The sequence below is a fragment of the Thermogemmatispora aurantia genome (assembly GCF_008974285.1).
Taxonomy (GTDB): domain Bacteria; phylum Chloroflexota; class Ktedonobacteria; order Ktedonobacterales; family Ktedonobacteraceae; genus Thermogemmatispora; species Thermogemmatispora aurantia.
Genome location: NZ_BKZV01000002.1, coordinates 123,458 through 149,200, shown reverse-complemented (window position 1 = coordinate 149,200; position 25,743 = coordinate 123,458). Strand labels below are relative to the sequence as shown.

Here is a 25,743-nt window from a genome sequence, read left to right as displayed (position 1 = left end):
ACGATGGCGCAGGGGCAAGAAGACCAGCCGCGGGATGAGCGTAATCCTGGTGTGCCGCTTGATCTGGGCTGGCTGCGCGAAGTGCGCGCCAATCGCAGCGCCGTCGAGCGCCGGGCGGCCACTCTGCCGACGCGCCGCACCGTCAAGCGCGAATGGCAGGCTGCCTGGCTGCTGCGAGCCATCACCTGTCTGGACCTCACCACCCTGGCCGGGGACGATACGCCCGGCACGGTGCGCCGGCTGTGTGCCAAAGCGCGCCATCCTGTGCGCAGCGAGCTGCTGGAGGCGCTTGGAGTCCCCGAGGAGCGCATCCAGGTAGCGGCAGTCTGCGTCTATCACAACCTGGTCCCGGTGGCTGTGGCGGCCCTGCGCGGTACCCAGATTCCTGTGGCCGCCGTTTCCACTGGCTTCCCTGCCGGCCAGATCGCGCTGGACCAAAAGCTGGCAGAAATCGCGGCTTCGGTGCGTGCCGGTGCTCGTGAGATCGACGTGGTCATCTCGCGTGCCCACGTCCTGACCGGCAACTGGCAGGCCCTCTATGACGAAGTGCGAGCCTTCCGCATAGCCTGCGGCGAAGCCCACATGAAGACCATCCTGGCCACGCACGAGCTGGCCACGCTGCGCAACGTTGGCATGGCCAGTCTGGTCTGCATGATGGCCGGGGCTGATTTCATTAAGACCTCTACCGGCAAGGAAGCCGTCAATGCGACTCTGCCGGTGGGCCTGGTCATGACGCGTGCCATCCGCGAGTACTACGAGCGCACGGGCTATCGGGTTGGCCTTAAGCCTGCTGGCGGCATTCGCAGCGCCAAGACGGCCCTCGACTGGCTGATCCTCATGAAAGAAGAGCTAGGCGATGAGTGGCTCAGCGGTCGCCTCTTCCGCATTGGAGCCAGTGGGCTGCTCTCCGACATCGAGCGCCAGCTCTCCTACTTCGTCACCGGCCATTACGCCGCTGCCCATTATAACCCCCTGGTCTAGTGAGCCACCCAGCTCGCCGACCTGACGCGGGGCACCCGACTGTCCCGCGTCAGGTGATCAGCGTCGTGTAGACGACAAGGCGGAGCTGTGTCTGATGCTCGCTGGCGATCCAGTCACCAGCGCAGGTGATCAGATTGAGGTAGTGGCCGCTGGTATCGGCAAAAATCTGTTGTAGTGGGGCCTGCGCCGGAGGATAGTAGGCCAGAGCATGTACCCGGAAAGACCACCACTCTCCCTGAGTATCGAGCACCTGAACGACGGCGCCTGGCTTCAGCTCACGCAGGCGCCAGAAGACAGCCGGTGCTCCCCCAGGACGGTCGAGATGCCCATCGATCACGGCGCTGCCGCGCTCGCCAGGGCGCGGACCAAGCCGGTACCAGCCCACGTCGTCCCAGGGCTGGCGCACTGGCACCTCCAGCTCGCCACTGGCCGTTACCCCCACTGCCTCAACGATGGCATCCACGCCGATAGCCGGAATGCGCAGGCGCGTCGGCACTCCTGGCTGGCCGCTCGTCGAGCGCGGAGAGCGATCGGGAAAGCGAGCCTCCCCCATCAGCAGCGGCTGACCGTCACGGACGTGAGTGGTGGCCGCCCCGGTCGAGCCGCAGCTGTTCAGCAAGAGCAAGACAGCCAACAACAGAGAGCAGGCCCTCAGCAGCAACTGCAACCCAGGTATCCTTCTGCCTGAGAGAAGACTCCTCAGCTGCCAACGTCGACCGCGATCTTGGACCTGTGACCGCGCCTTGCGCCTCCGTCTACTCTTAGCGTCGGCTACGCAGCAAGAGAGTTGTCGATCCACCGATCAAAAGCAAGAGCAGTGTCAGGACCAGCGGCAAAGCCACAGGCACGCCGACCTGAGCAGGCGGATTGGCAGAGGTTCCGGGGTCGCTACCGGTGTCTGGCAGACCGGGCGTGCCCGCAACCTGACGCGCTACCAGCTCCAGCTTTGGCGTCCCCAGCGGTAGCCCGATGCTGAAAATACTGGTAATCTGGTTGGCAGCCACCTCCAGCGTTGTCTGCTGAGAGATGTGCTGCTGCGCCAGGTCCACATCGAAGGTGTAGCGCCCTGGGGCCAGGAGGGTGTAGTCACTGGCCTGCAGATACTGTAGATTCTTAATCAGCGGGGCGCCATTGGCGGTCAGCGTGGCCGGCCCGCCCTCGGGCGAGAGGTGATAGAAGCGCAACTTGGCCTTGCCGGCGGCCAGACTATTATCCTCCTTGAAAACCACCAGCGATAAGCCAGTCGCCTGGACACCAATAGCCGCCACCGTATAAGCGAAGCCTGGCTCAACTGACAGGGTCTGCGTAATCACCGCTGCATCTGGTCCCTTGCCGATCAGTGCCACCTGCACCTTGTGTGGCCCTGGTGGGATGGCCAGATAGTCGGTGACCGTGCCGAACTGGAAGTTGCTCAAGGCCCGCTGCCCATCGAGAAAGACGTCGGCCACACCGATATCGGGTGAGGCATGCATGATGCGCACAAAGGCCGAGGGGGAGGCCGCCGCCTTCGGAGTAGCTCTTAGCCCTGGTGCCCAGACGAGCGAAATAAGGCAGAGTATGGCGAACAGCTGCAGAAGGCTGCCCATCTTGGGGCGACAACGCATGCAGTTTCTCATAGGCTCTCCTCTTGAGATCAACTTGTCCCTGCCTTTGGCTGGGTCCGCGTGGTTAGGTCCGAGACAGAAGCGCTTTCTGGTGGTAGAACGAACGAAGATGGTTACGAGTAAAGTGAAATTTTGGCATCAGGCATTCTCTCTGTAGCCCCTGACAGCTGCAATCTGCTCTGAAAATACTGCTCTGCATAGATCACTGTGCTCTCCCTATCAAGAATGTTGAAGAGGCAAGGAGGAGTAAGATCAGCGATTCAAAGATCATCGCAGGGCGCGAGGAAGGTGGTCCAACGATACATAGCAGGCCAGGAAGCAGAAGGATGCAGAGTGGGAGGAGACTTATCACAGAGAAGCGAGCGAAGATGGAGGAACCTTGCTCAGAGCGTAGGCTGAAGATGCTCACCAGATAAAGGCTTCCCCCGAAGAGAGAGAGCAAGAGGCTCACGGCGGCTCCCGCCTTCCGAGCAACGAGCAGGAGTGGACCCAGCACGAAGAGCGCTATGCTGGCGACCAGCCCCGTCGTCGCGAGGACTTGCGCCAGGACCAGGCTCGGGGGAAAAGCAGGCTTTCTCTCTCTGAGCTGCGAAAACAAGCTGCTGACAAAGACGAGCATGCCCAGCAGCAAAGGAACCAGACCGGGCCAGGGCTGCCAGAGAACCAGAGCCAGGCCCCAGCTAGCCAGGGCCAGGCCGCCTGGAAGGCTTCCCCACCTCAGTAGTGCAATGGCCGTGTCCAGGGCTGCTCTCAGGCTGCGCTCTTTTCGATGGTGTTGCCGAAGTTCTCGATATTCCGGGTGCTGTCGAAGCAAGCGCGCCCGTTCCCGGAAGCGTGTAGCCGGGGCTGGCAATCCCTGCTCCTGCAAAGCCTGGCTGAGGGACTCGTAGGAGCGGATCGCGCTCTCATACTGCCAGAGACGCTCGTATTCCTCCAGGCGCTTATTCAGAGCGCTCGGCTCGTCTCCGGGCTGTGATGGAGCAAAGAGCAGCTCTTCATCGCCCAGGATAGTGACCTGCTCCCAATCGATGGCTGCCAGCTTAACCTGCGACCAGTCGAGGCCAGCAAGCCGTGCGCTGCCGTGCTCAGCGTCCTGCAAAAGAACTCCCTCCAATCTGATACTTGCATCGAGCCAGGAGCCGCGCAGATCCGCGCCCGCCAGAAGGGCCTCACGTAGATCCGCGCTGCGCAGATCGGCAGTTACACGGGCCCGGCAGAGATTAGCCCGCTGGAGATTAACGTTGCGCAGATCGGCCAGAAGCAGGCTGGCACCTTTCAGATTGGCCTCGCTCAGATTGGCGCCGCGCAAATTCGTATGGTCGAGATTAATGCCGGCCAGGTCTGCTTCGCGCAGATCGGCGCCGCTAAGGTCTGGTCCCTGGCCGTAGAGAGGGGATGGCCTCCAAAATACCAGGGGCTGTGCCTGCTGACGCCAATGGTTCCAGGCTTGCACTCCCTGCCTGAGTATAGCTAAATGCTCTGGATCGCTCATCTGCCCGGTCTCCGTGCAGTGATAGTGGACGCCTGTCTACAAAAGCCCAGTTTTCTTTCCTGTCATCCTGGCGGAAGCATAGCAGAGCAGAGGGTGCAACTTTGTTATCTCTGCGGTTGCAATGTCGTGTTCATGATCACGAAGCTCACATTTTGCCAGGATAGCAAGTGAGCGTTGGAGAGCAAGATCATTGCATAACCCTTGTTTATCTATCGGGCGGTTCGTATAATGGAACAGATATTGTACCCAAGCGTGTCGATAAGCTGGAGTCAGCGATGCAGAGGACACAGACCAGGCTGAGAACGGGATCTATCATTAAAGATCCCACTCAGACCCGCTATCGTGTCGAAGCTTGTCTGGGCACAGGAGGGTTCGGTTCGGTCTACCTGGTGATGGAACTGCGTGGCTCCGGCAAGCTCTTTGCCCTCAAAGAAGTTGTTACGACCACCGAGCGCGAGCGGCGCAGCCTGGCCCTGGAGGCCAGTCTGTTGATGCGGCTGCAGCATCCGGCCTTGCCGCGCGTCTATCGCTTTTTCGACGATGTGCGCAATCAGCGCAGCTATTTATTGATGGATTATATCCGCGGCGCCAACCTGGAGGAGCTGCGGCGCCTCACCCCTGGCCGGCGCATTCCCTTAGCCCATCTGCTGACGACGCTGGAGCCGGTCATTGATGCTCTTGACTATTTGCATAGCCAGCAGCCGCCCGTCATCCATCGCGATATCAAGCCATCGAATATCATCGTCCCTGCGGCGGGACGCGGTGCCATGCTGGTCGATTTCGGTCTGGCCAAGCTCTATATTCCTGATGGCATGACGACAACGATTCGCCAGGGGACCCCTGGTTACGCGGCACCGGAGCAGTATGGGGGACGAGGGCGCACTGATATACGCACCGATGTCTATGGGCTGGGGGCGACGCTCTATACCCTGCTGACGGGCCAGTTCCCCTGCGATGCCTTTGAGCGCGTGCTTCTCCTCCAAAACGGAGCGGAGCGTGATCCCCTGCGACCCGCTCACGAGCTGGTGCCCGGCCTGCCGCGTGCCGTCAGCGAAGATCTCCAGTGCGCCCTGGCGCTGAACAGCCAGGAGCGCTTTGCCAGTGTGCGCGAGTTCTGGCGCGCTGTCGTCAGCCACGCCCGCCTCGATCCAGAGGCGACCACGGCCCCCGAGGAAGCAACGCCCTCGCTGGAGGCGATGGCAGCCTCGACCGAGTTATTCCCGGAACGCAAGGTCCAGGAGAATCTCCGGCAGGCACATCGTCGGCGGCGCCGCCTGGTGCTGAGCGCACTCATCCTGGCTCTGGTGCTGACACTGGTAGCAGGCGCGGTAGCGATTGGCCTGAGCAGCCCGCTGCACTCGCTCGTCGCGCGCTCCTTAGCGCCCCGGTCGTCGACAGCCCCAGGGAGCGCGCCGGCCAAAGCCACGTCGCAGGTGCCTCTGGCAGGTGATGCCTATCCCTATCCGGCTCTCTTTGCCGATTATGTAGGCACTGCCCAGGATCTGCTGACCAGCACACGCACTCTACTGGTGCTCTCGCACCTGCAGCAGCATCAAGGACGCTTCTCGGGCTTTTTCAGTGGCCTGGGACAGAGTGGGCCTTGCTCAGGAACGCTGAATCAGCAAGGTGTCATCCATTTTACGGTGTCTATTTACGGCGGCAAGGCTAGCCTGGTTTTCGAGGGCATGATCAAGGTCGGGAGCCAGATGGCTGGGAGCTTCGAGGTTCATGATGAGAACAACCGTTTTACAGGTGAGAGCGGCCTGTGGTCCCTCTCGCCCGGCTTCCCTCCCAGCCAGTAAGTAACCCACGTAAGAACCCTGGCTGTTCTAGACTCCTCTCTCTACCCTCTGTAAACATGGTCTGGAGAGAAGAGGCGTGAGGCTGCCGTCGTCATCTTGCTCGCGGTTGGCTGCCCGGGCGCCTGCTGTGGAGGACGGGCTGGTGTGGTGAGCTGAGGACTGCTGGGGACTTGCCGCCGGGGGGCGAGGCGGGATACAATAGCCCGTGCCGATGGCCTGTCGTCGGCTCTCTTGCGAGACGTTGAGGGAGGGGGCGCATCACTGCTATGAGTATCTTAGAGCTGTTCGAATCAATGGAGTATGGGCCGGCGCCCGAGACGGCAGAGCCTGCCCTGCAGTGGCTGGCCCAGCACCAGCCCTTTGACCTGTTCATCAATAATCGCCGGGTCAAGCCGGCCAGCGCTCAGTATCTGGAGACCATCAATCCGGCCACGGGCAAAGTTCTGGCGCGAGTCGCCGCGGGCAACGCTGCTGATGTCGATGCCGCGGTAGCCGCGGCGCGGCGGGCTTTCCCGGGCTGGAGCAAGACCCCCGGTCATGTGCGGGCGCGCTACCTCTATGCCATTGCCCGCCATATACAGAAGCATGCGCGTCTGCTCGCGGTCCTGGAGACGCTGGATAATGGGAAGCCAATTCGCGAGACGCGCGACATCGATATTCCGCTGGTTGCGCGCCATTTCTACTATCATGCTGGTTGGTCCCAGCTCATGGAGAGCGAGCTGGCTGGCTACGAGCCGCTAGGGGTCGTGGGACAGATCATTCCCTGGAACTTCCCCCTGCTCATGCTGGCCTGGAAAGTAGCGCCAGCCCTGGCAATGGGCAATACAGTCGTCCTCAAGCCGGCGCGCTACACTCCCCTGACGGCCATGAAATTCGCCGAGATTGTCGAAGAGGTTGGCCTGCCGCCAGGGGTTGTCAACATTGTGACCGGCGAGGCTGGGCAGGTTGGCGAGGCTCTGGTGCGTCATCCCGATGTCAACAAGATCGCCTTCACCGGCTCTACCGAGGTAGGTCGTGCCATTCGCCGGGCGACCGCCGGCTCTGGCAAGCGCCTCTCGCTAGAGCTGGGCGGCAAATCGCCTTTCGTGGTCTTTGAGGATGCTGACCTGGACAGCGTGGTCGAAGGCGTCGTCGATGCCATCTGGTTTAACCAGGGTCAGGTCTGCTGCGCTGGCTCGCGCCTGCTGGTCCAGGAGAGCATCGCCGATCGCCTGATCGCCAAGGTGCGAGCGCGCATGGAGAAGCTGCGCGTCGGCGATCCGCTGGATAAGGCCATCGATATCGGAGCGATCGTCTCGGAGGCCCAGCTGCGCGAGATCCGCCGCCTGGTCGAGCGCGGGGTCGAAGAAGGGGCCCAGCTCTGGCAGCCGTCGACAGCTTGCCCACGCGAGGGCTATTTCTTCCCGCCGACCCTCTTCACCAACGTGGCCCCGGCCATGACCATTGCCCAGGTCGAGATCTTTGGTCCCGTGCTTGTTACCATGACCTTCCGTACGCCGGAGGAAGCGGTGACGCTGGCTAACAACACGCGTTACGGACTGGCGGCCAGCGTGTGGAGCGAGAATATCAATCTGGCCCTGGATGTGGCCGCGCGCTTGCAGGCAGGCACCGTCTGGATCAATGCCACCAATCTCTTCGACGCCTCCTGTGGCTTCGGTGGTTATCGCGAGAGCGGCTTTGGACGCGAGGGTGGCAAGGAGGGCCTCTATGAGTATGTCCGTCCTCGCTGGGAGGGGGCCGGTGGGCGGGCGAGCCGGCGTCGTGGGCTGGCGGAAGCACCGGCAAGCGGCGAGAACAAAGCCCAGAGCGGCAATGGCCATGCGGAGCATAGAAGCAACGGCCTGGCCCTGGCCGGCAGCGAGGTCTTTGCCGATCTGGCGGGGCGCATCCCGCCGATCGATCGCACCCCCAAGCTCTTCATCGGCGGCAGGCAGGTCCGCCCAGACAGCGGCTACAGCCTGCCGGTGCGCGATCCCCAGGGCATGATCATCGGCCAGGTCGGCGCTGGCAACCGCAAGGACATCCGCAATGCCGTCGAGGCGGCCCATGCCGCCCGCGCCTGGAGCGGAGCCTCTCCTCACCAGCGGGCCCAGATCCTCTTCTACATTGCCGAGAACCTGGCCGCCCGCGAGCAAGAGTTTGCCCTGCGCCTGGTCCAGCAGACGGGCCGCCCCTATGCAGATGCCGCGGCAGAAGTACAGGCCGCCATCGCGCGCCTCTTCAGCTACGCCGCCTGGTGTGACAAGTTCGAGGGCAGCATTCACCGCCCACCGTTGCGTGGGATGGTCCTGGCCGTGCGTGAGCCAGTGGGAGTGATCGGTATTGCCTGCCCCGATGAGTTCCCGCTGCTGGGCTTCCTCTCGCTGGTGGCCCCCGCGCTGGCAATGGGCAATACACTGGTGGTGATCCCTTCGCCACAGGCTCCGCTGAGCGCCACCGACTGCTACCAGGTCTTCGAGACCTCCGATGTGCCTGCCGGGGCCGTCAATATCGTCACCGGCGAGCGCGAGCCCCTCGTTCAGGTCCTGGCCGAACACGAGGATGTCGAGGCGGTCTGGTACTTCGGCAGCGCCGAGGGCTGCAAGCGCGTTGAGCTGGCCGCGGCGAGCAATATGAAGCGTACCTGGGTCAACTATGGCCATCCGCGCGATTGGCTCGACCCCGTCCAGGGCGAGGGCGAGGAGTTTCTGCGCGAGGCGACCCAGGTCAAAAATATCTGGGTACCCTATGGTGAATAAAGTGGTGCCGCCGCTCACGCTGAGCGGCGGCGGCGGTGTCTCACCTGGCAGCTTGCTGATCAGCTCTAGCTTTCCCCTTGACAAGAATACATACATGTGGTATGTATGTATTTAGAGAGGTGAGAGGGAGCGAGCGATGAGGAGAACGCGGGAAGCGGCGGCCCAGACACGTGAGCAGCTGCTCCGGGCAGCCCTGAGCTGTTTTCTGGAACACGGCTATGCGGCCACTACTCTAGAGGAAGTTGCGCGCCGGGCCGGGACCACACGTGGAGCCATCCAGTGGCATTTTGGCAGCAAGGCCGATCTGTTCAATACCCTGGTGCGCGAGCAGTACGAGCGGGCCGCGCGCAAGCTGCTGCCGCTCTATCGGCGCGACAGCGCCCCGCTGGAGGCGCTACGAGCAATCCTGCTGGCCTGGCTCAGCTACCCTGAAGAGGATGCCGACTTTCGAGCTATGTTGGAGCTGACTACTATGCGCACAGGTATGCTACCCGAGCTGCAGAGCGGCATCGAGGAAAAGGTGCAGGCTGTTCAGGCCAGCATTGCCCACTTTGCCGCTCTGTTGCGCCGCGCCCGTGAGGCCGGCGAGATTCGCGCCGAGGTCGTTCCCGAGCAGGCGGCCACCGCCGCCTACAGCCTGATTGTTGGCCTGAGTAGCCTCTGGCTTCTCAATCCCAGCGCCTTTTCTCTGCGTGCCTACGCTACCGAGGCCGTCGAGATCTTCATTCGCGGCCTGCGTCGTTCCTGAGCCAGTTTTTTTTTAGCTCGTATACATACATTCGGTATGTATATAAAAGCGAAAGGAGAAGGCACAGCGATGTCTCTCATCAGTGTCAGCAACCTCTGGAAAAGCTATCGCTGGCGGGGTCGCAGCGTTGAAGCCCTGCGGGGTCTCTCTCTGAGCGTCTCGGAGGGGGAATGTTTTGGTCTTCTTGGGCCGAACGGGGCGGGTAAGACCACCCTGCTGCGGATACTGGCCACCTTACTCCCGCCGGACCGGGGAAACGTGGCCATAGCCGGCGCCGATCTGCGGCGTCATCCGGAGCGCGTTCGCCGCACTGTCGGCTATGTCGGTCAGCAGGGAGGTACGGATATCCAGGCAACAGTTTTTCAAGACCTCCTCTTGCAAGCCCATCTGTATGGCCTGCGAGGCCAAGCAGCGTGGCGGCGGGTGAGCGAAGTGTTAGAGCAGCTGGAGCTGAATGACCTGGCCGGCAGGCCAGTCAGCTCCCTCTCGGGAGGCCAGCGTCGGCGTCTCGATCTGGCGCTGGGCCTGGTGCATCGTCCTCCTCTGCTCCTGCTCGATGAACCGAGCCTTGGTCTTGATCCAGTCAGTCGGCGGCAGCTCTGGGACTGTCTGAGCGGTCTGCGGGCCCAGGGGGCCACCATCGTTCTGACCACCCACTATCTTGACGAGGCTGATCAGCTCTGCACGCGCGTGGCGATCATCGATAAGGGGAGCATCATCGCTGATGGCAGTCCTGCCCGGCTCAAGCAAGAGAGCGCAGGTGAGACCCTCATCCTCACCCTGGCGCCATCTGCGTCGGCCAGCGTCAGACAGCAAGCGAGCGATCTTCTGGGCACCTGTCCCTTTGTCCGGGCCGTTCACCAGGAAGACAGCGAGCAGCTCCGCCTCTCTGTCGAGCATGGGGAAAGCGCCCTTCCTGCTGTGCTACGTCTGTTAGAAGAGGCTGGTCTGACCGTCAGCAGTCTGGTTCTGGAACGGCCCTCGTTGGATGACGTCTTCTACCGCTATACCGGTCGCTCTCTGAAGAAGGCCCAGGCTGAGGCAGCCAGCCCTGGTGCCTGGTCTGCCTTCGCCTGGAAAGGAAGGTGAGCAGCATGTCTCTCTTCTCTAGTGTATGGTATCTCTGGCTGCGCCAGGCCCGGCAGACCTGGCGTCATCCTATCTGGGTCATCTTTGGCCTCTTTCAGCCACTGTGTTATCTCCTCCTCTTTGCGCCCTTGCTGCAGAACCTCAGCGGCATCCCGGCCATAGCGGCGGGAGAAGCCATGACCTTCTACGTTCCGGGACTCCTGGTCATGATGGCCCTCTTTGGGGCAGGCTATGTTGGCTTTGGGCTTGTGGTCGAACTGCAGGGCGGCTTCATTGAGCGCCTGCTTGTTACGCCTATGACGCGGGCGGCTCTCTTGCTCAGCCGCGTGCTGCTCGACATAATGACCCTGCTCATCCAGGTGCTTCTGATCTGTCTCATTGCCCTACCGCTCGGGCTGCGAGTCTCCCCTGGTAGCTTCTTACTGGCGCTCCTGCTGCTTGTTCTACTAGGTCTGGGCCTGGCGGCCTGCTCCTATGCCCTGGCCTTTCTCTTGCGCAGTGCTGAGGCCCTCTCGTCCCTGCTCAACATGGTCAGTGTCCCGCTTCTGCTGCTCTCGGGCGTCTTACTGCCCCTGACGCTGGCACCCCCTCCATTGCGGGCGATAGCCCACTTCAATCCCTTTGCCTATGTTGTGGATGGGGCGCGGGCCCTCTTCCTGGGTAGGCTAGGTGACGTAGCCGTCTGGCAGGGCTACCTTTGTGCCGGCGTCTTCGCGCTACTGGCCCTCTTCTGGGGTCTGCGCTCTCTCAAGCGGGCGGTCGCCTAAGCAGCGGACCTGTTCTATTCACCCTGCGGCGGCCTCTGCCCGTCCCGTTCCCGGGGCAGGCAAAGCAAAGACCTGGTCGCCGCAGGAGATAGCCACCGCCTCCTCTGAAAGGCAGGTTGCATAGAAGCCGCGCTGACCCTGGTCCAGAAACTGCAGAGCCGCCTTCAGCTCCGGCGAAGAGGCAAACCAGGCCTCTGGACCCAGAGCAAAGCGCGTAAACTCCAGGCAGGGCGTTGCCACACGCAGTCGGGTCAGCACGACTGGCTGTGCTCTAGAGGCTCTCACAATCAGGAGTCCGTGCTCGATCTGCTCCAGGCGTAGTGCTTGCTCAGTAGCGATCAAAATATTCTCTCCGGCGCAGCCATCCGTCAGATGCTCCCCGAAGCGGGCGCGCATCGCCTGATAATGGGCCGTAAAGCCCAGCGACACGCCATTCTTACCGCCACGGTTGCGCGAGCCTGGATAGTCCTGATGATGAACATCGAGCAGGCGGCTACCATCAGGCAGCAGAGCGAAAACGCCGTGCGCAGATAGCCAGAGCTGGGCCACTGACCGCAGCGGAGAGGGATCGTAGCGCAGCCCTTCCTCGCCCCCGGCGACCTTCAGCGGGGCCGTCTGCACCTGGAGGCGTACGATAGGACCAAGCGGCACCAGCTCGCCGGCCTGCTCTCCTCTGAACCGGGTGGACATCGGTCCCACCTCCTTAATTGTCTGGCGCTAACAAAGCGACAGGACGATCCCGCGTTCTCGTGGGCATCGTCCTGTCGCTGCTCTCTCGTCGAGCTATTCCACTGCGAGAAAAAGGAGCAAGCAGTACTGAGGCTAGCGGCCAACTACGCGGCGGAGCTGGCGCACCACCTGCTCCAGCTGTTCGGCGGCGTTCGTCGCCGAAGTCGCGCCTGCCGCGAGCTGCTCGCTCACCTGGGTGGTCACCTTGATGGCCGTCGCCAGTTTCTGATTACTTGTCTCCTGGTACTGGATGGCCTGTTCGATGTAGCGCGCCGTATTGGCCATCTCCTGCAAAGCTCGCTGGGCCGTGCGAGCGTCAAGCTGGGGCCAGCGCTGTAGCAGTTCCGTCACCATTGAGGTCAGCTGGCGAGCGGCCACATTACTGGCATCGGTATAATACTGTACCGACTGCAGACCCACCTGGGCGGAATCGATTACCCACTGCTGTTCGCTAGACGAGCTCTGCTGCTTGGCCGCCAGCGTCTGCAGCGACTCACTGCTGCGGCGCAGGTGGTCAACCGAACGCAGTATTGGCTGTGTGATGCGCTGACCGAGCCAGAGGCCGACAAAGGAGGCCAGCAAGAGCATGGCCGCTGCGATCACAATGGTGCTCACCATCTGGTTATTCACCACCGCCGTCACCGTGCTGACCGGGCTGAGCACGTAGTAAGTCCAGGGAACGACTGTCATCTTGTGCCGCAGGATCTCGTACGGCTCATTCTCGCTGGCGGGGGTGGCCTGGAAGGACGAAGACGTCTGGCTGCTACGCAGCGAGTCAGCTAGCGTGTTGTCGGCCAGCAGTGGCAGGCTATCCTGATTGCCCTGCAGGCCATAGAGGCCCTCGGTCTTGACATCCTGCATTTCCTGAGTCGAGAGAGGGGCCACCGCCTTGAAGCGGCGTGCGGGATTGGGATCGGCGATGCGCACCCCGCGCTCGTCAAGCAGGAAGGCATAGCTGCCCGGCCCATTGGCGCCGGTCTCGCTGTTGACCGTGTCCCAGATGAAATCGATATTCAGCGAGGCACGCAGGAAGCCGATCACATGTTTCTGATAGGTGATAGGAGCATAAATATCGACCGAAGCCTTATTATGGGCGCTGTCGTAGTAGACGCCGGAGATAAAGAGCTGGTTGGCGTCGACACGCCGCAGATAGGGGAGGGGTACGAGAGACTGGCCCCGGTTCTGGGGGTGGACGTTAGTCGGCCAGTACTGTACCAGGTGTCCCTGAGCGTCGAAGAGGCACCAGAGTGAATAGCGATTATCGCGGTTGATTCCTGCCTGTAGAGCATAAAGTGAGTGAACGCTAAAGTTTGGATCTTCGCGCTCAGCAGGGGGAGCGAGTAGGAACTGGATCACTGAGGGGACCTGGACGAGGGTCTCGGCGTCAAGCAGGCGTTCATTCAGATAGTTACTGATCAACTGCACGCGCTCGCTGGAGTCGGTGTCCAGAGAGGTGCGGGCCTGGGTAGTCAGCGCTGGGAGAGAGATGAACTGGCTGACGACGATGGTGATGAGCAGCGGAACGATAGCGACAAAAACCAGGAGTAAAGAGACGCGCGCGGTCAGGGAGAGGCCCCGCCGGCGATATGACGATATCGCTTGATCACGCATGGGAGAAAACCCGTCCTTTGGTATCCAGGGGGCGGCCAGCGGCGCCCCGGTCTACTGGCACTGACATACTGATGCTGGCGCCGTCCTACTGGATGAAGTGGCCTGGCCTGCCGCGAACTCGACCGCCGGTCCTAGCGGGGGCGAGTATTAGACAAGATCTCGGGCCTGGCTACTGGCAGGGTATTGGGTAGCTGCCAGGCTGGGCCGGAGGGCGGCCAGGGTTGGCGCTCGTCGAGCGCCACATCCTCTCTATTGCCTGATAAAAACCTATTTTTTATTAATAGGTATTCATCCTTGAATGAATTACTACGAAGAAGGGGCCACGAAGCCGGCGTGCTCCAGGTCGGAGAGCAGGCGCAGGACTTCTTCCTCACTGCGGCCCATCAGGCGGGCCAGCTCGGCTGGTGTGCGGGTACCATCGATCAGCAGATAGAGCCGGCGATGGGCGCGAGAGAAGCCGAGCTGTTCCAGGCGCTGCAAAGCGTCGTCGTAGAGCGGCACACGGCTTGGGGTGCGGGAGAAAGTCCCGCTGCCGGGCAGGGGCACCCTCCTGTCCGGTCTAGGCTCAGTCTGGCGCGGAGGCAGCGGTGGGGTGATCCGCGGGCCTGTATCTGGGCCTGTGCCCGACCCTGGAAAGGAGAGCGAGCCAAGTGGGCCCGAAGGAGAGGGTGCGGGCGTCCGGCGCAAGCGCGGATCGGTTCCCTGGCGCTGCGGGAGAGCCGGCAGTGAGCCGGGAGTAGCGTGCCCATCGAGCAAAGGCGGTAGTGGGGATGAGGGAGGGCTGAAAGGTACGAATGCAAAGCGGCAAGGACCCCAGAGCTTCAAGCGTCTGAGGGCTTCTGCGCCGCTATGTGGCCCGAGCCGTGCCTGCACAGGCTGTCCATTCACAAAAGTGATGGCACCCTCTTCCAATGCTGTACCTTCCCCACGCTCGACCGTCAGCAGGCCCGTCTTGCGTCCTAACTGAACGACCTCGATCACGTCGGCAAGCCGATTAGTGACTGTTTGTCGTTGCTGTGGCATGGGTGCCTCGCTCTGCCCGATGATGTCCGCTCTCCGCTCCCCATTGAGACGAATGTCGGCAGCAACCGTCAATCTATGATAGCATAGACGGGGTAAATGTACCATCCCTAGCGTATCTTCTGGGATATCTTTCTTAGCACGTCAGGGGCTGTTTCTGTTCCAGGTGCCTGCTGTGATAAAATCTGCATGGTTGGTATTTCGGGAAAGGCCTGGTCGATCTTAAGTATGCTGGATCGGTGTAGGGAAGCAGAAGGAAAGTAGGGGGGCGGACTACCGCCCGGCTCCAGGTGGAGCGGGCCGGTAGGCAGTGTGGGGAGGTACCTGCCTGCACCAAGACAGGCGGGCAGGAGTGGACACCTCGGGCTTGCCAGCCGTCGCGGCTGATGCTATACTGCAAGAGCGTTTGCACGCAGCCGGTCAGGTCCAGTAGCTGGCTGGGGCTGGCAAGCGCTCACTATGGCCTGTACCCAGAGAGGAGCGTCTGCTTATGGAGTCTCGCGGCTCATCTTCTCATGGCGAGACTGGGCCGCAGCCAGAGGTCGCAAGCGGCGCCGCGGCCCGGCCAGAGATGGATGAGCGCCTGTTACCCTTGGCGCAGTGGTCAGTTCCCGCTCTGGCGCGGGCCTGTGCCGAGGAGACGAGCCGCTTTCTGAAGCAGAATCGTGCTGACGAGCGCTACTGTCTGGAGCTGTTCCGTCGGGCTTTAATGCTGCGGGACGAGGAGGCCTGGGCTTGCCTCTATCAGCAGTATGCCCCCCTGGTCTTGGGTTGGGTACATCAGCATCCGGCGGCCTCCCCGGTGTTGGAACATGATGGGGGCCAGTCGGTAGTGAACCTGGTCTTCGCGAAGTTTGCCCAGGCGCTCACTCCGGGCCGGGTCCAGCAGTTCGATTCCCTGGCTGCGCTCTTGAAGTATCTGAAGATGTGCGTGCACAGCGTGGTAACCGATGAGAGGCGTGTGCACCAGCTTCAGCAGCTTGAGCAGACGCTAGAGGCTCTCGAGCATGAGCCGGCGGTCGCCGATCCTGCCGAGGAGGTGGTGGCTCAGCTCTCGGCTCAGGATCTCTGGCAGGCGATCCTGGAAGAGCTGCATAGCGAGGAGGAGCGCATGCTGATCTATCTGGCCTATGTTCAGGGATTGAAGCCTTCAGAGATCTGCCTGCGCTTTCAGCATCTCTTCCCGTCGGTGAACGATGTCTATCGCCTGAAGCGCAATATGCTCGATCGTCTGCGACGCAATCGCCGTTTGCAGGCACTCATGAAGGGCAGCTAGAGTGATCACTGATCGCTCAGGTCCCTCTCGCTCCACTCTGGCCGGTCAGAGGCGGGCTTCATTCACAGTCTGTGAAGGCCGGAGGGAGGCGCAGAGATGTTCAGGTGGTGAGGGGCTTCCCCGCCTGGCTCTTGCAGGCGGCTGCCAAAGGCGTTAAAATCGCAGGAGTAGCCGTTTATTGGTGGTGAAGTCAGGAAAGCAGACAGGTAGGCAGACGGCTTACCTCTCGACTCGGTTCCTAAAGCCGGTCGGGTCTGTGCTGGTTGCTCAAACCAGACGCAAGAAGGAAGAAAGAAGGCAGATAGCTGCTGCGGTCTCGCTGGTCCGGTGAGCTGAGAGCCTGGGTGGAGGTCTGGAGCCGTGGGTGAGTAGGGCTGTAGATGACGCCGCTGCCAGCCATTCTTATCCAGTTCAGTCAGAGGAAACGCTCATGGAATGTCGTCAACGGGGCGCTATCAGCGACGAAGAGATGCTTGCCTATCTGGCCGGCGAGGAGGTGCGACCTGCTGTGCTGGAGCACCTGGCTACTTGCCCCGCCTGTGCAACCCGGGTGGAGAGCTATCGCCGCCTTGAGTTAACTTTGCTCCAATCCCTCTATCGTTGGGACTGCCCCCCGGCTCAGGTGCTTGGTGAGTATTATCTCGGTCTGCTCAACAAGGAGGTCGCTGTGGCGGTGCGTTTCCATCTGGCCACTTGCCAGCATTGTGCGGCGGAGTTGGCGGTCCTCTCCCACTTTCTCGCCTCGGAGACGCGACTGGCGGAAGCCTCCCCGCTCTCTGAGTTGGACCTTGCTGAGTTGGAGCTGGCGGCCTCGCTGGCCCTTGAGCAGGAGGAAGAGGCTCCGGCAGAGGCCGAAGTGGGCGAGATGCTGCCCTGGCCCTCTTCGTGGTCCCTGGATGATGGCCCTCCTCCCCAGACCCATCCCCTGGCGTCGGCCCGTCCGGGCCGTCCGTCGCTGGGTGAGCAGATGGCTGCCAGCGCACGCCGGATTGTGGCCACGTTGCTCGCTCCCCAGCCCCGCCTGGCCTACCAGCGTGATCTGACCCCATCAGAACAGGCTGAGGCGCTCTGGCCGCGTCGCTATAGCGCCGAGGATTTTAGCATTTCACTCCATGTAGAACATGGTTCCTCGCGTCAGGATGGTCTGGAGTTGATCGGCTTTGTGACGCGCAAGGGAACAGCTCTGGAGGCCCTTCAGGGAACGCCGGTGCGCCTGACTGCCGCCTCGGGGACCGTGCGCTCTGGTCGCATCGATGAGCTGGGCAATTTCCTCTTCTCCGCTCTGGCCCCGGAAACCTATACCCTCGAATTGCAGTTCCCTGAAGGAACTGTGGTCATTGAGTCGCTGCAGCTCGCTCTCCCAGAGTAGCGCGTTCACGCTCTCTCTGCGCCGCTCACTTCTGCCGGCTTTTGCTCAGCGACCTCTCTCTCTGCCTCCCCTGGCTGGCATTGCGTGATTTTTTGGCCATCCAAACGTTTGGAATCTGGCTGAGGGAGAGAAAGAAGGGGGGCAATGGCTCGCTGTCAGGTTTTTTCTCTCCATCCCTTTGGGGTTTCTTTTTGGCTTCTTCTTTGGCATTGTCTGTATCATTGTGGGTCTTGGTGATTGGGATCGGCCTGGTCCAGGAATGGAACGTTCTGTATGGCATACCGGGGCAACACTGGGGCACATTGGGAACTGTTGGCTGAGCTGCTTGTGAGTGCAGACGAGAGTGAGGGCCAGCGCTTGCTGAGGGAGCAGCTGCCTTTACTGGACCCCTCGGCCCTGGCTCACCTGGTCATGTGGCTGAAGCGGGAGGCCGACCGGCGTTGGCACGATGAGCCGCAGCTTTCTTTACGCCTGGCTGCTTACTTGCTATTGATCGGCGAGTGGACAGGGAGGTGCGACTATTGTGGGCTTGGCTTGCTGACTCGGGCCGAGGCCCTGCGGCGCCTGGAGCGCGATGAGGAGGCGTTGCGGGACTTCGATGCGGCTGGGGCCGCATTTCTAGCCTGCGATGACTACCTCGGCTGGGCGCGCACGCGCAGCGGACGGATTGCGGTTTGTCTCCAGCTGGGCCGTTTCCAGGAGGCGTTGCAGGACGCTGCGGCGGCACGCGCGATCTTCCTACAGCAGGGCAATTGGCTGCGCGTGGGTCAGATGGATGCCAATGCGGCCATCGTCCACTATGAGCTTGGTCACTACGACCAGGCCCTCAGTCTTTTTGAACGGGCTATCGAGGCTTATCGACGCCACGGCGAGGGGATTGAACTGCCTCTGGCCCGCGCCTGGGCCAATAAGGCTGTCACCCTGGCCGCCCTGGGACGCCTCCGTGAGGCGCTGGCGCTGCACGAGCGGGCGCGGGCTATCTTCGCCTCCTATCGCGGTCAGGAGCTGGCGGTCGCACGTCAGGAGTTGAATATGGCCCAGATCTATGCAGCTCAGGGCCATTTTAGCCGCGCCCTCGCCCTCTTTGAACGCAGTCGGACAACTTTTCAGCGGCACGCTCTGGCGCTGGCCGCCGCTGAAGTGGCCTGCGAGACCTGTTACTGCCTGCTGCGTTTGAATCGCGCTCGTGAAGCGGCTGAGCTGGCGGAGGAGGCGGCGGCTTTTTTCCGCACGGTTCCTGGTGGTCGCGGGTGCCACCACCTGGCGCTGGCGTTGATGTGGCAGGCGCAGGCAGCCCTGGCGATGAAAGAGCTGCGACGCGCCGAAACGCTGTTAGCGGAGGCGCGCACGCTTCTGGAGACCAGTGGCCTGGAGGTACCGGCGGCCTCGCTGGCGCTGTTGCAGGCAGAACTCTTGTTTGCCAGTGGACAACTTGAGGAGAGCCTGGCGGCGGTGCGTCTGGCGGCTACAGCCTTCTCCAGACAGGCAGCCCTCCCCCAGTTGGCGCGTGCCCTCTTGTTGCAGGCTCAGATTGCGATGAGCCGCGGCGACGAGGCGCTGGCTGATTCGCTCTGTGCTCAGGCTCTGAAGATGGCGCAGGAGCAGGGCCTGCTGGAGCTGGTCTATCGCTGTGAGGATTTACGCGGGCAGCTCGCGGAGGGCCGTGGGGAGTTGGAGGAGGCTGCTCGGGCCTATGCACGGGCGGTCCAGGGGATCGAGGAAATTCAGGCCCGCCTGGTCTTTGATGCGCGCTCCAGCTTTCTGGAAGATAAGCGAACGCTCTATGAAAGGGCGGTACGCCTGGCCTTGCTCCGTGGAGATGGGGCCCAGGCTTTGGGGTATGTTGAGCAGGCCAAGTCACGGGTGCTCGGCGACTATCTGCGCAATACCGTTGAGATTCGTGTCCACGTCGAGCGGGCGGGGCAGCCAGAGGTTGAGGCGCTGCTGGAAGAGCTGGCGCGCCTGCGTGAGGAACAAGCCTGGTTCAGCTCGCTCGTCTATGGCACGGAACGGGCGGTTGAACTGAGCGATACGGCCATCAGGCGCCTGCCTGCGCTTGACCCAGCCTGTGCCCGTCAGGAGATGCGGCAGCGCGAGCGACAGATTGAGCGCTTGCTGGAGCGGCTGGGCCTGCCAGCTATAGGCAGCACCTATCCCTCGCGGGCCGCGAAAAAAGTGGAAGAAGGCTGGCTGGAGCGCCTGGCGGACCTGCAAGGCTCGCTGGAGCCGCGGACAGTGGTGCTGGAGTACTTTCTGGCTGGAGAGGATCTGTATGTCTTTTCGCTGGCAGCGGGTCACTTGCGCTGGCGCCGTCTGCGGGGAGCTGTGCCTGAGCTGGAGCGCCTCTATGCCCTCTGGCGCCTGAATCTCGATCTGGCAGGCCAGGCAGCGGCCCCGGCTGGGCAGGCGATCCTTGATCTGGCGGCGCTACAAGAGAACTGCCTGGGTCTGTTGCAGAGGCTCTATCACCTCCTACTAGATCCGGTGCTTCCTGTCCTCTACTCCTGCGAGCATCTACTGGTGGTCCCCTATGGCCTGCTGCACTATCTACCGTTCCACTGCCTCTTCGACGGGGTGCAGTTTCTGGTGGAGCGTGTGGCAGTTTCGTATCTGCCCTCTCTGGGGCTGCTGGAGGTCTGCCGACGTCGCGGTCGGCGCCGGCGGACAACCCGTCAGGCGCTGCGCCAGGCACTGGTGCTGGGTCTCTCCGATCGCGGACGCCTGCCGTGGGCGGTGAGCGAGGCGCAGGCCGTGGCCCGCTTGTTGGGTGCTCCTTGCTATCTTGATGCGGAGGCCACCAGTACGCGCTTACTGGAGGAAGGTCCGCTGGCGCCGCTGTTGCATATCGCGGCCCACGGTCTCTTCCGTCTCGATGCTCCCAATTTCTCCTTTATCCAGCTCGCTGATCGCCAACTGAGCACCATTGAGGTCTTTAATCTTGACCTGGCCTCTTGCTCGCTGGTGACCTTGAGTGCCTGTGAGACGGGGCGGGTGGCCCTGGGAGGGGTGGATGAGGTCATGGGCCTGGGGCGGGGCTTTCTCTATGCGGGAGCTGCTTCGTTGCTGCCAACGCTGTGGAAGGTAGACGACGCCAGTAGTGCCGAACTGATGACGCTTTTCTACGAAGGGTTACTGGCCGGTCGCTCCAAGGTCATGGCCCTGGCCGAGGCTCAGCGCGCCTTTCTGGCCCGGACGCGCTCTTCGGCACATGCTTGCTATGCTCATCCCTATTTCTGGGCGGCCTATCAGCTGATTGGCGACCCGGGTCCTCTACTCCAGTGAACTGGCCATCGCTGGAAGATTGGCAGTAGGATATAATTTGGGCCGGATGGAGCATAAAAGAGGAGCGCGTGACAGTAAGCGGGGAGAACCGCCGCCGTGGCTCGTCTCCTCGCCAACGCGCGTGCTGCAAGGAGCGGATCGATGCAAGAAGAGCGCGATGTTTTTCCCACGTCCTTTCTGTTGGATGACCAGCAGCGGCGCCTGATCTTGAGCTGGAGTGACGGGCATGAGAGCATCCACTCCTGGGAGAAGCTGCGCCGGGCCTGCCCCTGTGCCTTCTGTGCTGGCGAAGGCGGGTCGCCGGGCATGTTACAGCGCCGGCAGCAGTTGAATAGAGAAGAGACAACGCTGGTCAATCTGGAGCCGGTGGGACGCTATGGGCTGACTCCTATCTGGGAAGATGGCCATCGAACGGGCATCTTTACCTTTGAAAAGCTGCGTCAGCTTTGTGAATGCCCGCAGTGTCGTCCCAGCGGCAGGTAGGACAGGAACAATCCAGAAGTCCTGTCCCTCTTAACAAAGACGGCGCTCTGAGCCATAGTAGTAAATGTAGTGCATCTAGACAATGGCAGACATGCATATCTCGCTGCAGAAGAGTGAGCGCCGTCTTTGTGAAAGGAGGTTCTCCATGAGCGGAGGAAGCTCACCTGCGCACGAGAGCGCCTCAGCACGCCGCCATGCAGGGCGCCTGCTCTCGGGGTGGACGGTTCGCCTGCTGGTGGCTTTTGTGATAAGCTGGCTGCTGCTGCTGGCGTTCTTTGCAAGTGGAGCTGTCTCACACTAGCATGGAATAGAGGTCTGCCGCGCAGGTACCTCTTGGTTGGCCCGGTGGCTGGTGGTCGCCTGCGCTTCTGGCCCCCTCGGTTGATCCCCGCGCCCGGCTGGCAGCCAGCGGGATCTGACCGGCCAGGAAGCTGGCTCCTTCCCGGCCTGGACAGGTCGCCGCTTGCTGCTTGCGTTGTTGCCTACCGTCAGACCTGGCTGCTCTCTGCCAGCCCTCTCCTATCTCTCCCCATTCATTCAGGACCGCCGACCGCCGCATCTCTTCAGCGCCGACTCTGGTTGGTTTGTCGATCCTCCCATCTCCCCTACTCAGGTGCGCTTGTGCCCCTGTCCGCTTGGGCTTGAGATCTCAGGCTGAGGCGCGTGCTTCGCGTATCGAGCGGGCGTAGGCTTGCAAACGGGCCGATGAGAGGCGGCGTTCGATGATGTGCTGCGTCACCGGCAGGGTGCGCAGCCTGAGCGGCAGATGCGGGAGCGTGCTGCGCAGTCCCTGCATAACCAGGTCAAACGCTTGCTGATGCCAGGGTCCCCAGGGATAGCCGTAGAGGCTACGCACCCGTTCCGGCAGCAGACCGCAGGTGATCAAGAAATGGAAGTGCAGCACAGGACGAAAGACGGTCGGTAGGGGCGGAAACAGCACAGTATGGGCCAGACGGCGTGCTTGGGGTGTAGCCGCCAGCTGATCGCTCTGGACCATCTCCTCGACGTAGTGCTGCAGCTCAGCCAGCGACGCTGGCATATATCTGGGCTGCAGTCCAAGCAAGCGCGCCTGGGCCTTACTCTCCTGGTAGTAGCGCTCCTGCTCGTCGGCTGTCAGCGGTCCGATCAGGCTGGTATAGAGTAGCAACGCCGTGTCTACCAGGGTGGCGTGCACCCAGAGGAGCAGCTCCTGGTCACGGGCGCGGTAGAAAGTGCCGCGGCGATAGGCGCCGGCGTCCTGGGGCAAATGGCCGAAGACGCCGGCGTGGAGCCGGTTAATGGTGCGGGCCGCCTCATGGGCCTCGGGTCTGTCCCCAAAAGTCAGAATCTGGCCGAGCATGAACGTGTGTAGGGTACGTGCCGCCGGATCAGTAAGATAGCTGCTGTGGGTATAGACGCCCTCGGCCACCAGCGGGTGGGCGATCTGCAGCAGCACCGCTCGCGCACCTCCCAGCAGAATGGCGGCCTCGCGTGTAACTTTCCAGGTCACACTCTCGGGGCCGTAGTAGCCGTGAAGGCCAGCCTCTGCTCGTCCTGGCTCCACTTGTCTGGCCTCTCTCATGTGTGTTCTCCTCGTTTGCTCCCGGCTGGGCCCTGCCTCAGGCTTCCTCCTTCCTCACTCTCGTGATATTCTAGAGCTATGTCTGCCTTTTATGCTGGCTCCTGCTCCTGATGAGTCCTCTGGAGCTGTGCCAGACGCTGCTGGAAGGCGCGTCCCATCAGCTCCTCGGCCTTCTCAGGATCTTGCTCCATGACTTGCAGAATCAGAGCCGTGTCGCGATCCGGCGCCAGCGTCAGATCGTGCTGGTCGTGCAGGGCCGCCTGGATCATTTCCTCGGCAACCTGCTCGGGTGTGAGCAGGGCCTGAATGTTGAGGAGCTGCGAGTCGGCCTCGGCCTGCTGCACCATGGGGGTGTCTACCCAAGAGGGATAGACCGTTGTAATGCCGATGCCGCTGCCATAGAGTTCCGCCCGCAGCGCGGCGGCGAAGCCGCGCACGGCCCACTTGCTCGCGCAGTAGCCACTGAGGGCGGGCACTGGCAGCTTGCCAGCGACCGACGAGAGGAAGATGAAGTGGCCACGGCCCTGGCGGCGCATGGTAGGTAAAGCTGCCTTGACACAGTGGAAGGTGCCCATGAAGTTGATGGCCAGCAGCGCCTCCATGTCGCGGGCGGTGAAGCTGTCGATCGGCCCACCCCGTCCGATGCCAGCGCTGGTTACTACCAGATCGAGATGACCGCCGTCAAGGGCCACTGCCTGGTGCATTAGCTCCTCGACCTGGGCTTCAACGGTGACGTCGGTGACAACAGTCAGGACCTTGCCCCGCTCCTGCCTCGGACCGCTGCTCTCCTGCTGTAAGCGCTGGGCGGCCTCCATCAAGCCGCCCTGGTTAATGTCGGCAAGCACAACATGTGCGCCTCGCTCGTGGAGGGCGCGGGCCGTTGCCAGGCCGATGCCGCTGGCTGCCCCTGTGACGACGGCCACGGCGTTCGCAATCGCTGTCACTGTCATTGCTCGCAGCTCCTCTCGCTTTCGCTCTGCTCTCTTCGAGCTGTGCGCTCTCGGGCCTTGTTCTGCCACTCTACGGGGCAGAACAAGGCTCCTGTGCGGATTCTACCGCGTCCGAGAGTGAGCTGCAAGGTCAGGCGGGGACGGGCCTGCGCTGCGGCCTGCGGCTCAGCGCGACTGCGGTGGCAGGACCTCGGGACTTGGGGGGGGTTCTTCGGGGTAAGAGACCAGCGGCTGGGTGTAGCGCCTGGCAGAGGAGGCCTTTTCCTCTGGGGCGGGCATGGAGGTATCGGACGGCATACCCCCGGCGGCCTGCGTCTGCGCCGGGTAACCCTGATGGTAAGGCGTGTAGGGCGGCTCGTCGACTCCGCTGGTGGGTGCCTCTGGCGCTGTAGCTGGTGGATTGACAAAGGGTGGTGGGGCCGGCGTAGGCCCTTGCATCCCAAACAGGCCCGTGAGACTCGATCCCAGGCTGCTGATGATGATGGAGAAGAGCAAGGCCAGCAGGAGCCAGCTCCAGGAGCCATTTACCATCAGCAACGCAATAGCTAGCAGCCAGACAAAGCCGTTCAGGCCAGCCATCAACCGTCCCCGGGCCAGAGACTGGAAAAGACAGCTCACAGCTAAACCGGCGAAGAAAAGGGGAAACAGCAGGCCCCAGCGACCGCTAAAGAGCGCATAGGCGGCTCCGGCAAAAGTTATGAGCATTACTACTGTGCCCAGACCGGCCAAAGGACCGGCATAGAGACGCTGTTGCCAGCGATAGGCGCGCGCCTGCTGACGCACCTGTTGTCGATAGAGCCGTGCTTGCAGGCGCGCCTGCCGGCGAGCGGCTTTCATCTGCTGACGCCAGTCTGGAGAATTGCCCATCATGACCCTGTTCCTCGCTTCACTAGCTCTCCCTGGCCCCAGGCGAGGGGGACGTAAAGGGAGAGGATGCCCTCCTCTGTGATAGACGCGGCCACAAACCCGTGCTCCAATGCCCCTATGTTCTTCCGCAAGCTGAGGCTGCCATTCCTTAAGAGAGGCGCCCCACGCGCGTTCGGGGCAGCGTTGCCTCCAGAGTGCGCTTGATGGCCAGCAGGGCCATCTCAATGTGAGAGCGCTCGATGCCATAGTGGGTCACGGCGCGCAACAGGCCATTACCCATGCTGCTCAGGAGCACACCTTCGTCTTTCAGGCGAACCAGAAATTCGGCGCAGCGCTCCTCGGGTAGAACGCGCTCGCCATCCTGCAGGCGGAAGATTACAATATTAGTCTGGACGCGCTGAGCATCCAGCCTGACCTGGGGCAAATCAGCCAGACCCTCGGCCAGAAGACGGGCGTGGGCATGGTCCTCCGCCAGGCGCTCCACCATCTGCTCCAGGGCCACAATGCCAGCAGCCGCCAGTATTCCGGCCTGACGCAGTCCCCCACCAAGAACTTTGCGCACCCAGCGCGCACGTTCAATAAAGTCCCGACTGCCTACCAGCAGCGAACCGACGGGGGCACTCAGCCCCTTGGAGAGACAAAACATCACCGAGTCAGCCTCAGCCACAAGCTGCCTGACAGGCACACCGAGAGCTACCGCTGCGTTAAAGATCCGTGCTCCATCGACGTGCACTTTCAGCCCACGAGCATGGGCCAGGCCACAGAGGGCCGTCATCTGCTCCAGCGAGAGCACACGGCCACCGCAGCGGTTATGCGTGTTCTCCAGGCACAGTAGAGCGGTCGGGGGCGTATGCTCATCGCTCTCGTCGGTAATGGCCGCCGCCAGCTGCTCCTGATCGAAGCCTCCATCTGGCTGGTTCGGCACTACCCAGAGCTGGATACCGCCCAGGCGGGCTGCCCCCCCGCCCTCGTAGCGGTAAATATGGGCCTGATCGCCGACGATGGCCGCCGCGCCGCGTGGCACGTGCGTCAACATGGCCGTGGTATTGCCCATCGTCCCGCTGGTCACAAAGAGCGCCGCCTCCTTGCCAAGGCGCTGCGCCGCCAGCTCCTGCAAGCGGTTCACCGTTGGATCTTCGCCGTAGACATCATCGCCTACCTCAGCACGATACATCGCCTCCCGCATGGCCGGCGTTGGCTGAGTCACGGTATCGCTGCGCAGGTCAATTACCATCGTACTCTGTACTCTCCTTCTTTCCTGTTCTCTCTGCTACCAGCAGAGGCGGTGCAGGAGCATGCTCTTTCAGTATATCGCACAGGCCACAATGGTGTAGGCAATCGCCCGGCAACCCGGCAATGCAAGCCAGAGGCTCC

Annotated in this window: 21 protein-coding genes; 11 read left to right on the top strand and 10 right to left on the bottom strand. The window is 62.2% G+C overall.

Annotated elements, in window-relative coordinates; all coding sequences use genetic code 11:
- Window positions 1–3 precede the first annotated feature (3 nt).
- Window positions 4–981: a deoxyribose-phosphate aldolase gene (gene deoC / locus KTAU_RS07445; protein WP_151727792.1), complete on the top strand. Its 978-nt coding sequence runs from the start codon at window positions 4–6 to the stop codon at window positions 979–981.
- 49 nt (window positions 982–1,030) lie between these two features.
- Here deoC and KTAU_RS07440 read toward each other — a convergent pair whose 3' ends face one another.
- The 3 genes from KTAU_RS07440 to KTAU_RS07430 form a co-directional block, all read right to left on the bottom strand.
- On the bottom strand, window positions 1,031–1,648 hold the full coding sequence (locus KTAU_RS07440) for a class F sortase (RefSeq protein ID WP_151727791.1): 618 nt from the start codon (window positions 1,646–1,648) through the stop codon (window positions 1,031–1,033).
- A gap of 94 nt (window positions 1,649–1,742) precedes the next feature.
- Entirely contained in the window at window positions 1,743–2,597 is an 855-nt protein-coding gene (locus tag KTAU_RS07435) for a DUF4397 domain-containing protein (protein WP_151727790.1), read from the bottom strand.
- Between the two features lie 190 nt (window positions 2,598–2,787).
- Window positions 2,788–4,077 carry a pentapeptide repeat-containing protein gene (locus tag KTAU_RS07430; protein ID WP_151727789.1) on the bottom strand — a complete coding sequence of 430 codons (1,290 nt, stop codon included), beginning with the start codon at window positions 4,075–4,077 and terminating at the stop codon, window positions 2,788–2,790.
- A gap of 275 nt (window positions 4,078–4,352) precedes the next feature.
- Here KTAU_RS07430 and KTAU_RS07425 point away from each other — a divergent pair, with 275 nt between their 5' ends.
- The 5 genes from KTAU_RS07425 (at window position 4,353) to KTAU_RS07405 (ending at window position 11,221) form a co-directional block, all read left to right on the top strand.
- Window positions 4,353–5,879 carry a serine/threonine protein kinase gene (locus tag KTAU_RS07425; RefSeq protein WP_151727788.1) on the top strand — a complete coding sequence of 509 codons (1,527 nt, stop codon included), beginning with the start codon at window positions 4,353–4,355 and terminating at the stop codon, window positions 5,877–5,879.
- Between the two features lie 266 nt (window positions 5,880–6,145).
- Window positions 6,146–8,617: an aldehyde dehydrogenase family protein gene (locus KTAU_RS07420; protein WP_151727787.1), complete on the top strand. Its 2,472-nt coding sequence runs from the start codon at window positions 6,146–6,148 to the stop codon at window positions 8,615–8,617.
- Between the two features lie 136 nt (window positions 8,618–8,753).
- Entirely contained in the window at window positions 8,754–9,365 is a 612-nt protein-coding gene (locus tag KTAU_RS07415; RefSeq protein ID WP_151727786.1) for a TetR family transcriptional regulator, read from the top strand.
- Window positions 9,366–9,434: 69 nt separating this feature from the next.
- Window positions 9,435–10,454, top strand: a complete 1,020-nt coding sequence (locus KTAU_RS07410; RefSeq protein ID WP_151727785.1) for an ATP-binding cassette domain-containing protein — start codon at window positions 9,435–9,437, stop codon at window positions 10,452–10,454.
- A gap of 5 nt (window positions 10,455–10,459) precedes the next feature.
- A complete protein-coding gene (locus KTAU_RS07405; protein WP_151727784.1) occupies window positions 10,460–11,221 on the top strand; it encodes an ABC transporter permease in 762 nt (253 codons plus the stop codon).
- Window positions 11,222–11,239: 18 nt separating this feature from the next.
- Here KTAU_RS07405 and KTAU_RS07400 read toward each other — a convergent pair whose 3' ends face one another.
- The 3 genes from KTAU_RS07400 to KTAU_RS07390 form a co-directional block, all read right to left on the bottom strand.
- Window positions 11,240–11,911, bottom strand: a complete 672-nt coding sequence (locus KTAU_RS07400; RefSeq protein WP_151727783.1) for a hypothetical protein — start codon at window positions 11,909–11,911, stop codon at window positions 11,240–11,242.
- Window positions 11,912–12,043: 132 nt separating this feature from the next.
- Window positions 12,044–13,561 carry a cache domain-containing protein gene (locus tag KTAU_RS07395; protein WP_151727782.1) on the bottom strand — a complete coding sequence of 506 codons (1,518 nt, stop codon included), beginning with the start codon at window positions 13,559–13,561 and terminating at the stop codon, window positions 12,044–12,046.
- Between the two features lie 306 nt (window positions 13,562–13,867).
- Window positions 13,868–14,689 carry a DUF4388 domain-containing protein gene (locus KTAU_RS07390; protein ID WP_151727781.1) on the bottom strand — a complete coding sequence of 274 codons (822 nt, stop codon included), beginning with the start codon at window positions 14,687–14,689 and terminating at the stop codon, window positions 13,868–13,870.
- 382 nt (window positions 14,690–15,071) lie between these two features.
- Between KTAU_RS07390 and KTAU_RS07385 the strand changes: the two genes are divergently transcribed.
- The 5 genes from KTAU_RS07385 (at window position 15,072) to KTAU_RS21515 (ending at window position 21,292) form a co-directional block, all read left to right on the top strand.
- On the top strand, window positions 15,072–15,857 hold the full coding sequence (locus tag KTAU_RS07385) for an RNA polymerase sigma factor (protein ID WP_151727780.1): 786 nt from the start codon (window positions 15,072–15,074) through the stop codon (window positions 15,855–15,857).
- Window positions 15,858–16,287: 430 nt separating this feature from the next.
- Window positions 16,288–17,226, top strand: coding sequence for an anti-sigma factor family protein (locus KTAU_RS07380; RefSeq protein ID WP_151727779.1), 939 nt, complete (start codon window positions 16,288–16,290; stop codon window positions 17,224–17,226).
- A gap of 273 nt (window positions 17,227–17,499) precedes the next feature.
- The gene (locus tag KTAU_RS07375; RefSeq protein ID WP_151727778.1) at window positions 17,500–20,508 is read left to right on the top strand and encodes a CHAT domain-containing tetratricopeptide repeat protein; all 3,009 of its coding nucleotides are present in this window, start codon (window positions 17,500–17,502) and stop codon (window positions 20,506–20,508) included.
- Between the two features lie 141 nt (window positions 20,509–20,649).
- On the top strand, window positions 20,650–20,991 hold the full coding sequence (locus KTAU_RS07370; protein ID WP_151727777.1) for a gamma-butyrobetaine hydroxylase family protein: 342 nt from the start codon (window positions 20,650–20,652) through the stop codon (window positions 20,989–20,991).
- Window positions 20,992–21,136: 145 nt separating this feature from the next.
- A complete protein-coding gene (locus tag KTAU_RS21515) occupies window positions 21,137–21,292 on the top strand; it encodes a hypothetical protein (RefSeq protein ID WP_170293135.1) in 156 nt (51 codons plus the stop codon).
- A gap of 348 nt (window positions 21,293–21,640) precedes the next feature.
- Here KTAU_RS21515 and KTAU_RS07365 read toward each other — a convergent pair whose 3' ends face one another.
- The 4 genes from KTAU_RS07365 to ltaE form a co-directional block, all read right to left on the bottom strand.
- Window positions 21,641–22,552: an oxygenase MpaB family protein gene (locus KTAU_RS07365; RefSeq protein ID WP_151727776.1), complete on the bottom strand. Its 912-nt coding sequence runs from the start codon at window positions 22,550–22,552 to the stop codon at window positions 21,641–21,643.
- A gap of 89 nt (window positions 22,553–22,641) precedes the next feature.
- Window positions 22,642–23,502, bottom strand: a complete 861-nt coding sequence (locus tag KTAU_RS07360; protein ID WP_151727775.1) for an SDR family NAD(P)-dependent oxidoreductase — start codon at window positions 23,500–23,502, stop codon at window positions 22,642–22,644.
- A gap of 165 nt (window positions 23,503–23,667) precedes the next feature.
- A complete protein-coding gene (locus tag KTAU_RS07355) occupies window positions 23,668–24,372 on the bottom strand; it encodes a hypothetical protein (RefSeq protein WP_151727774.1) in 705 nt (234 codons plus the stop codon).
- 145 nt (window positions 24,373–24,517) lie between these two features.
- Window positions 24,518–25,603: a low-specificity L-threonine aldolase gene (ltaE, locus tag KTAU_RS07350; RefSeq protein ID WP_151727773.1), complete on the bottom strand. Its 1,086-nt coding sequence runs from the start codon at window positions 25,601–25,603 to the stop codon at window positions 24,518–24,520.
- Between the last annotated feature and the right edge of the window lie 140 nt (window positions 25,604–25,743).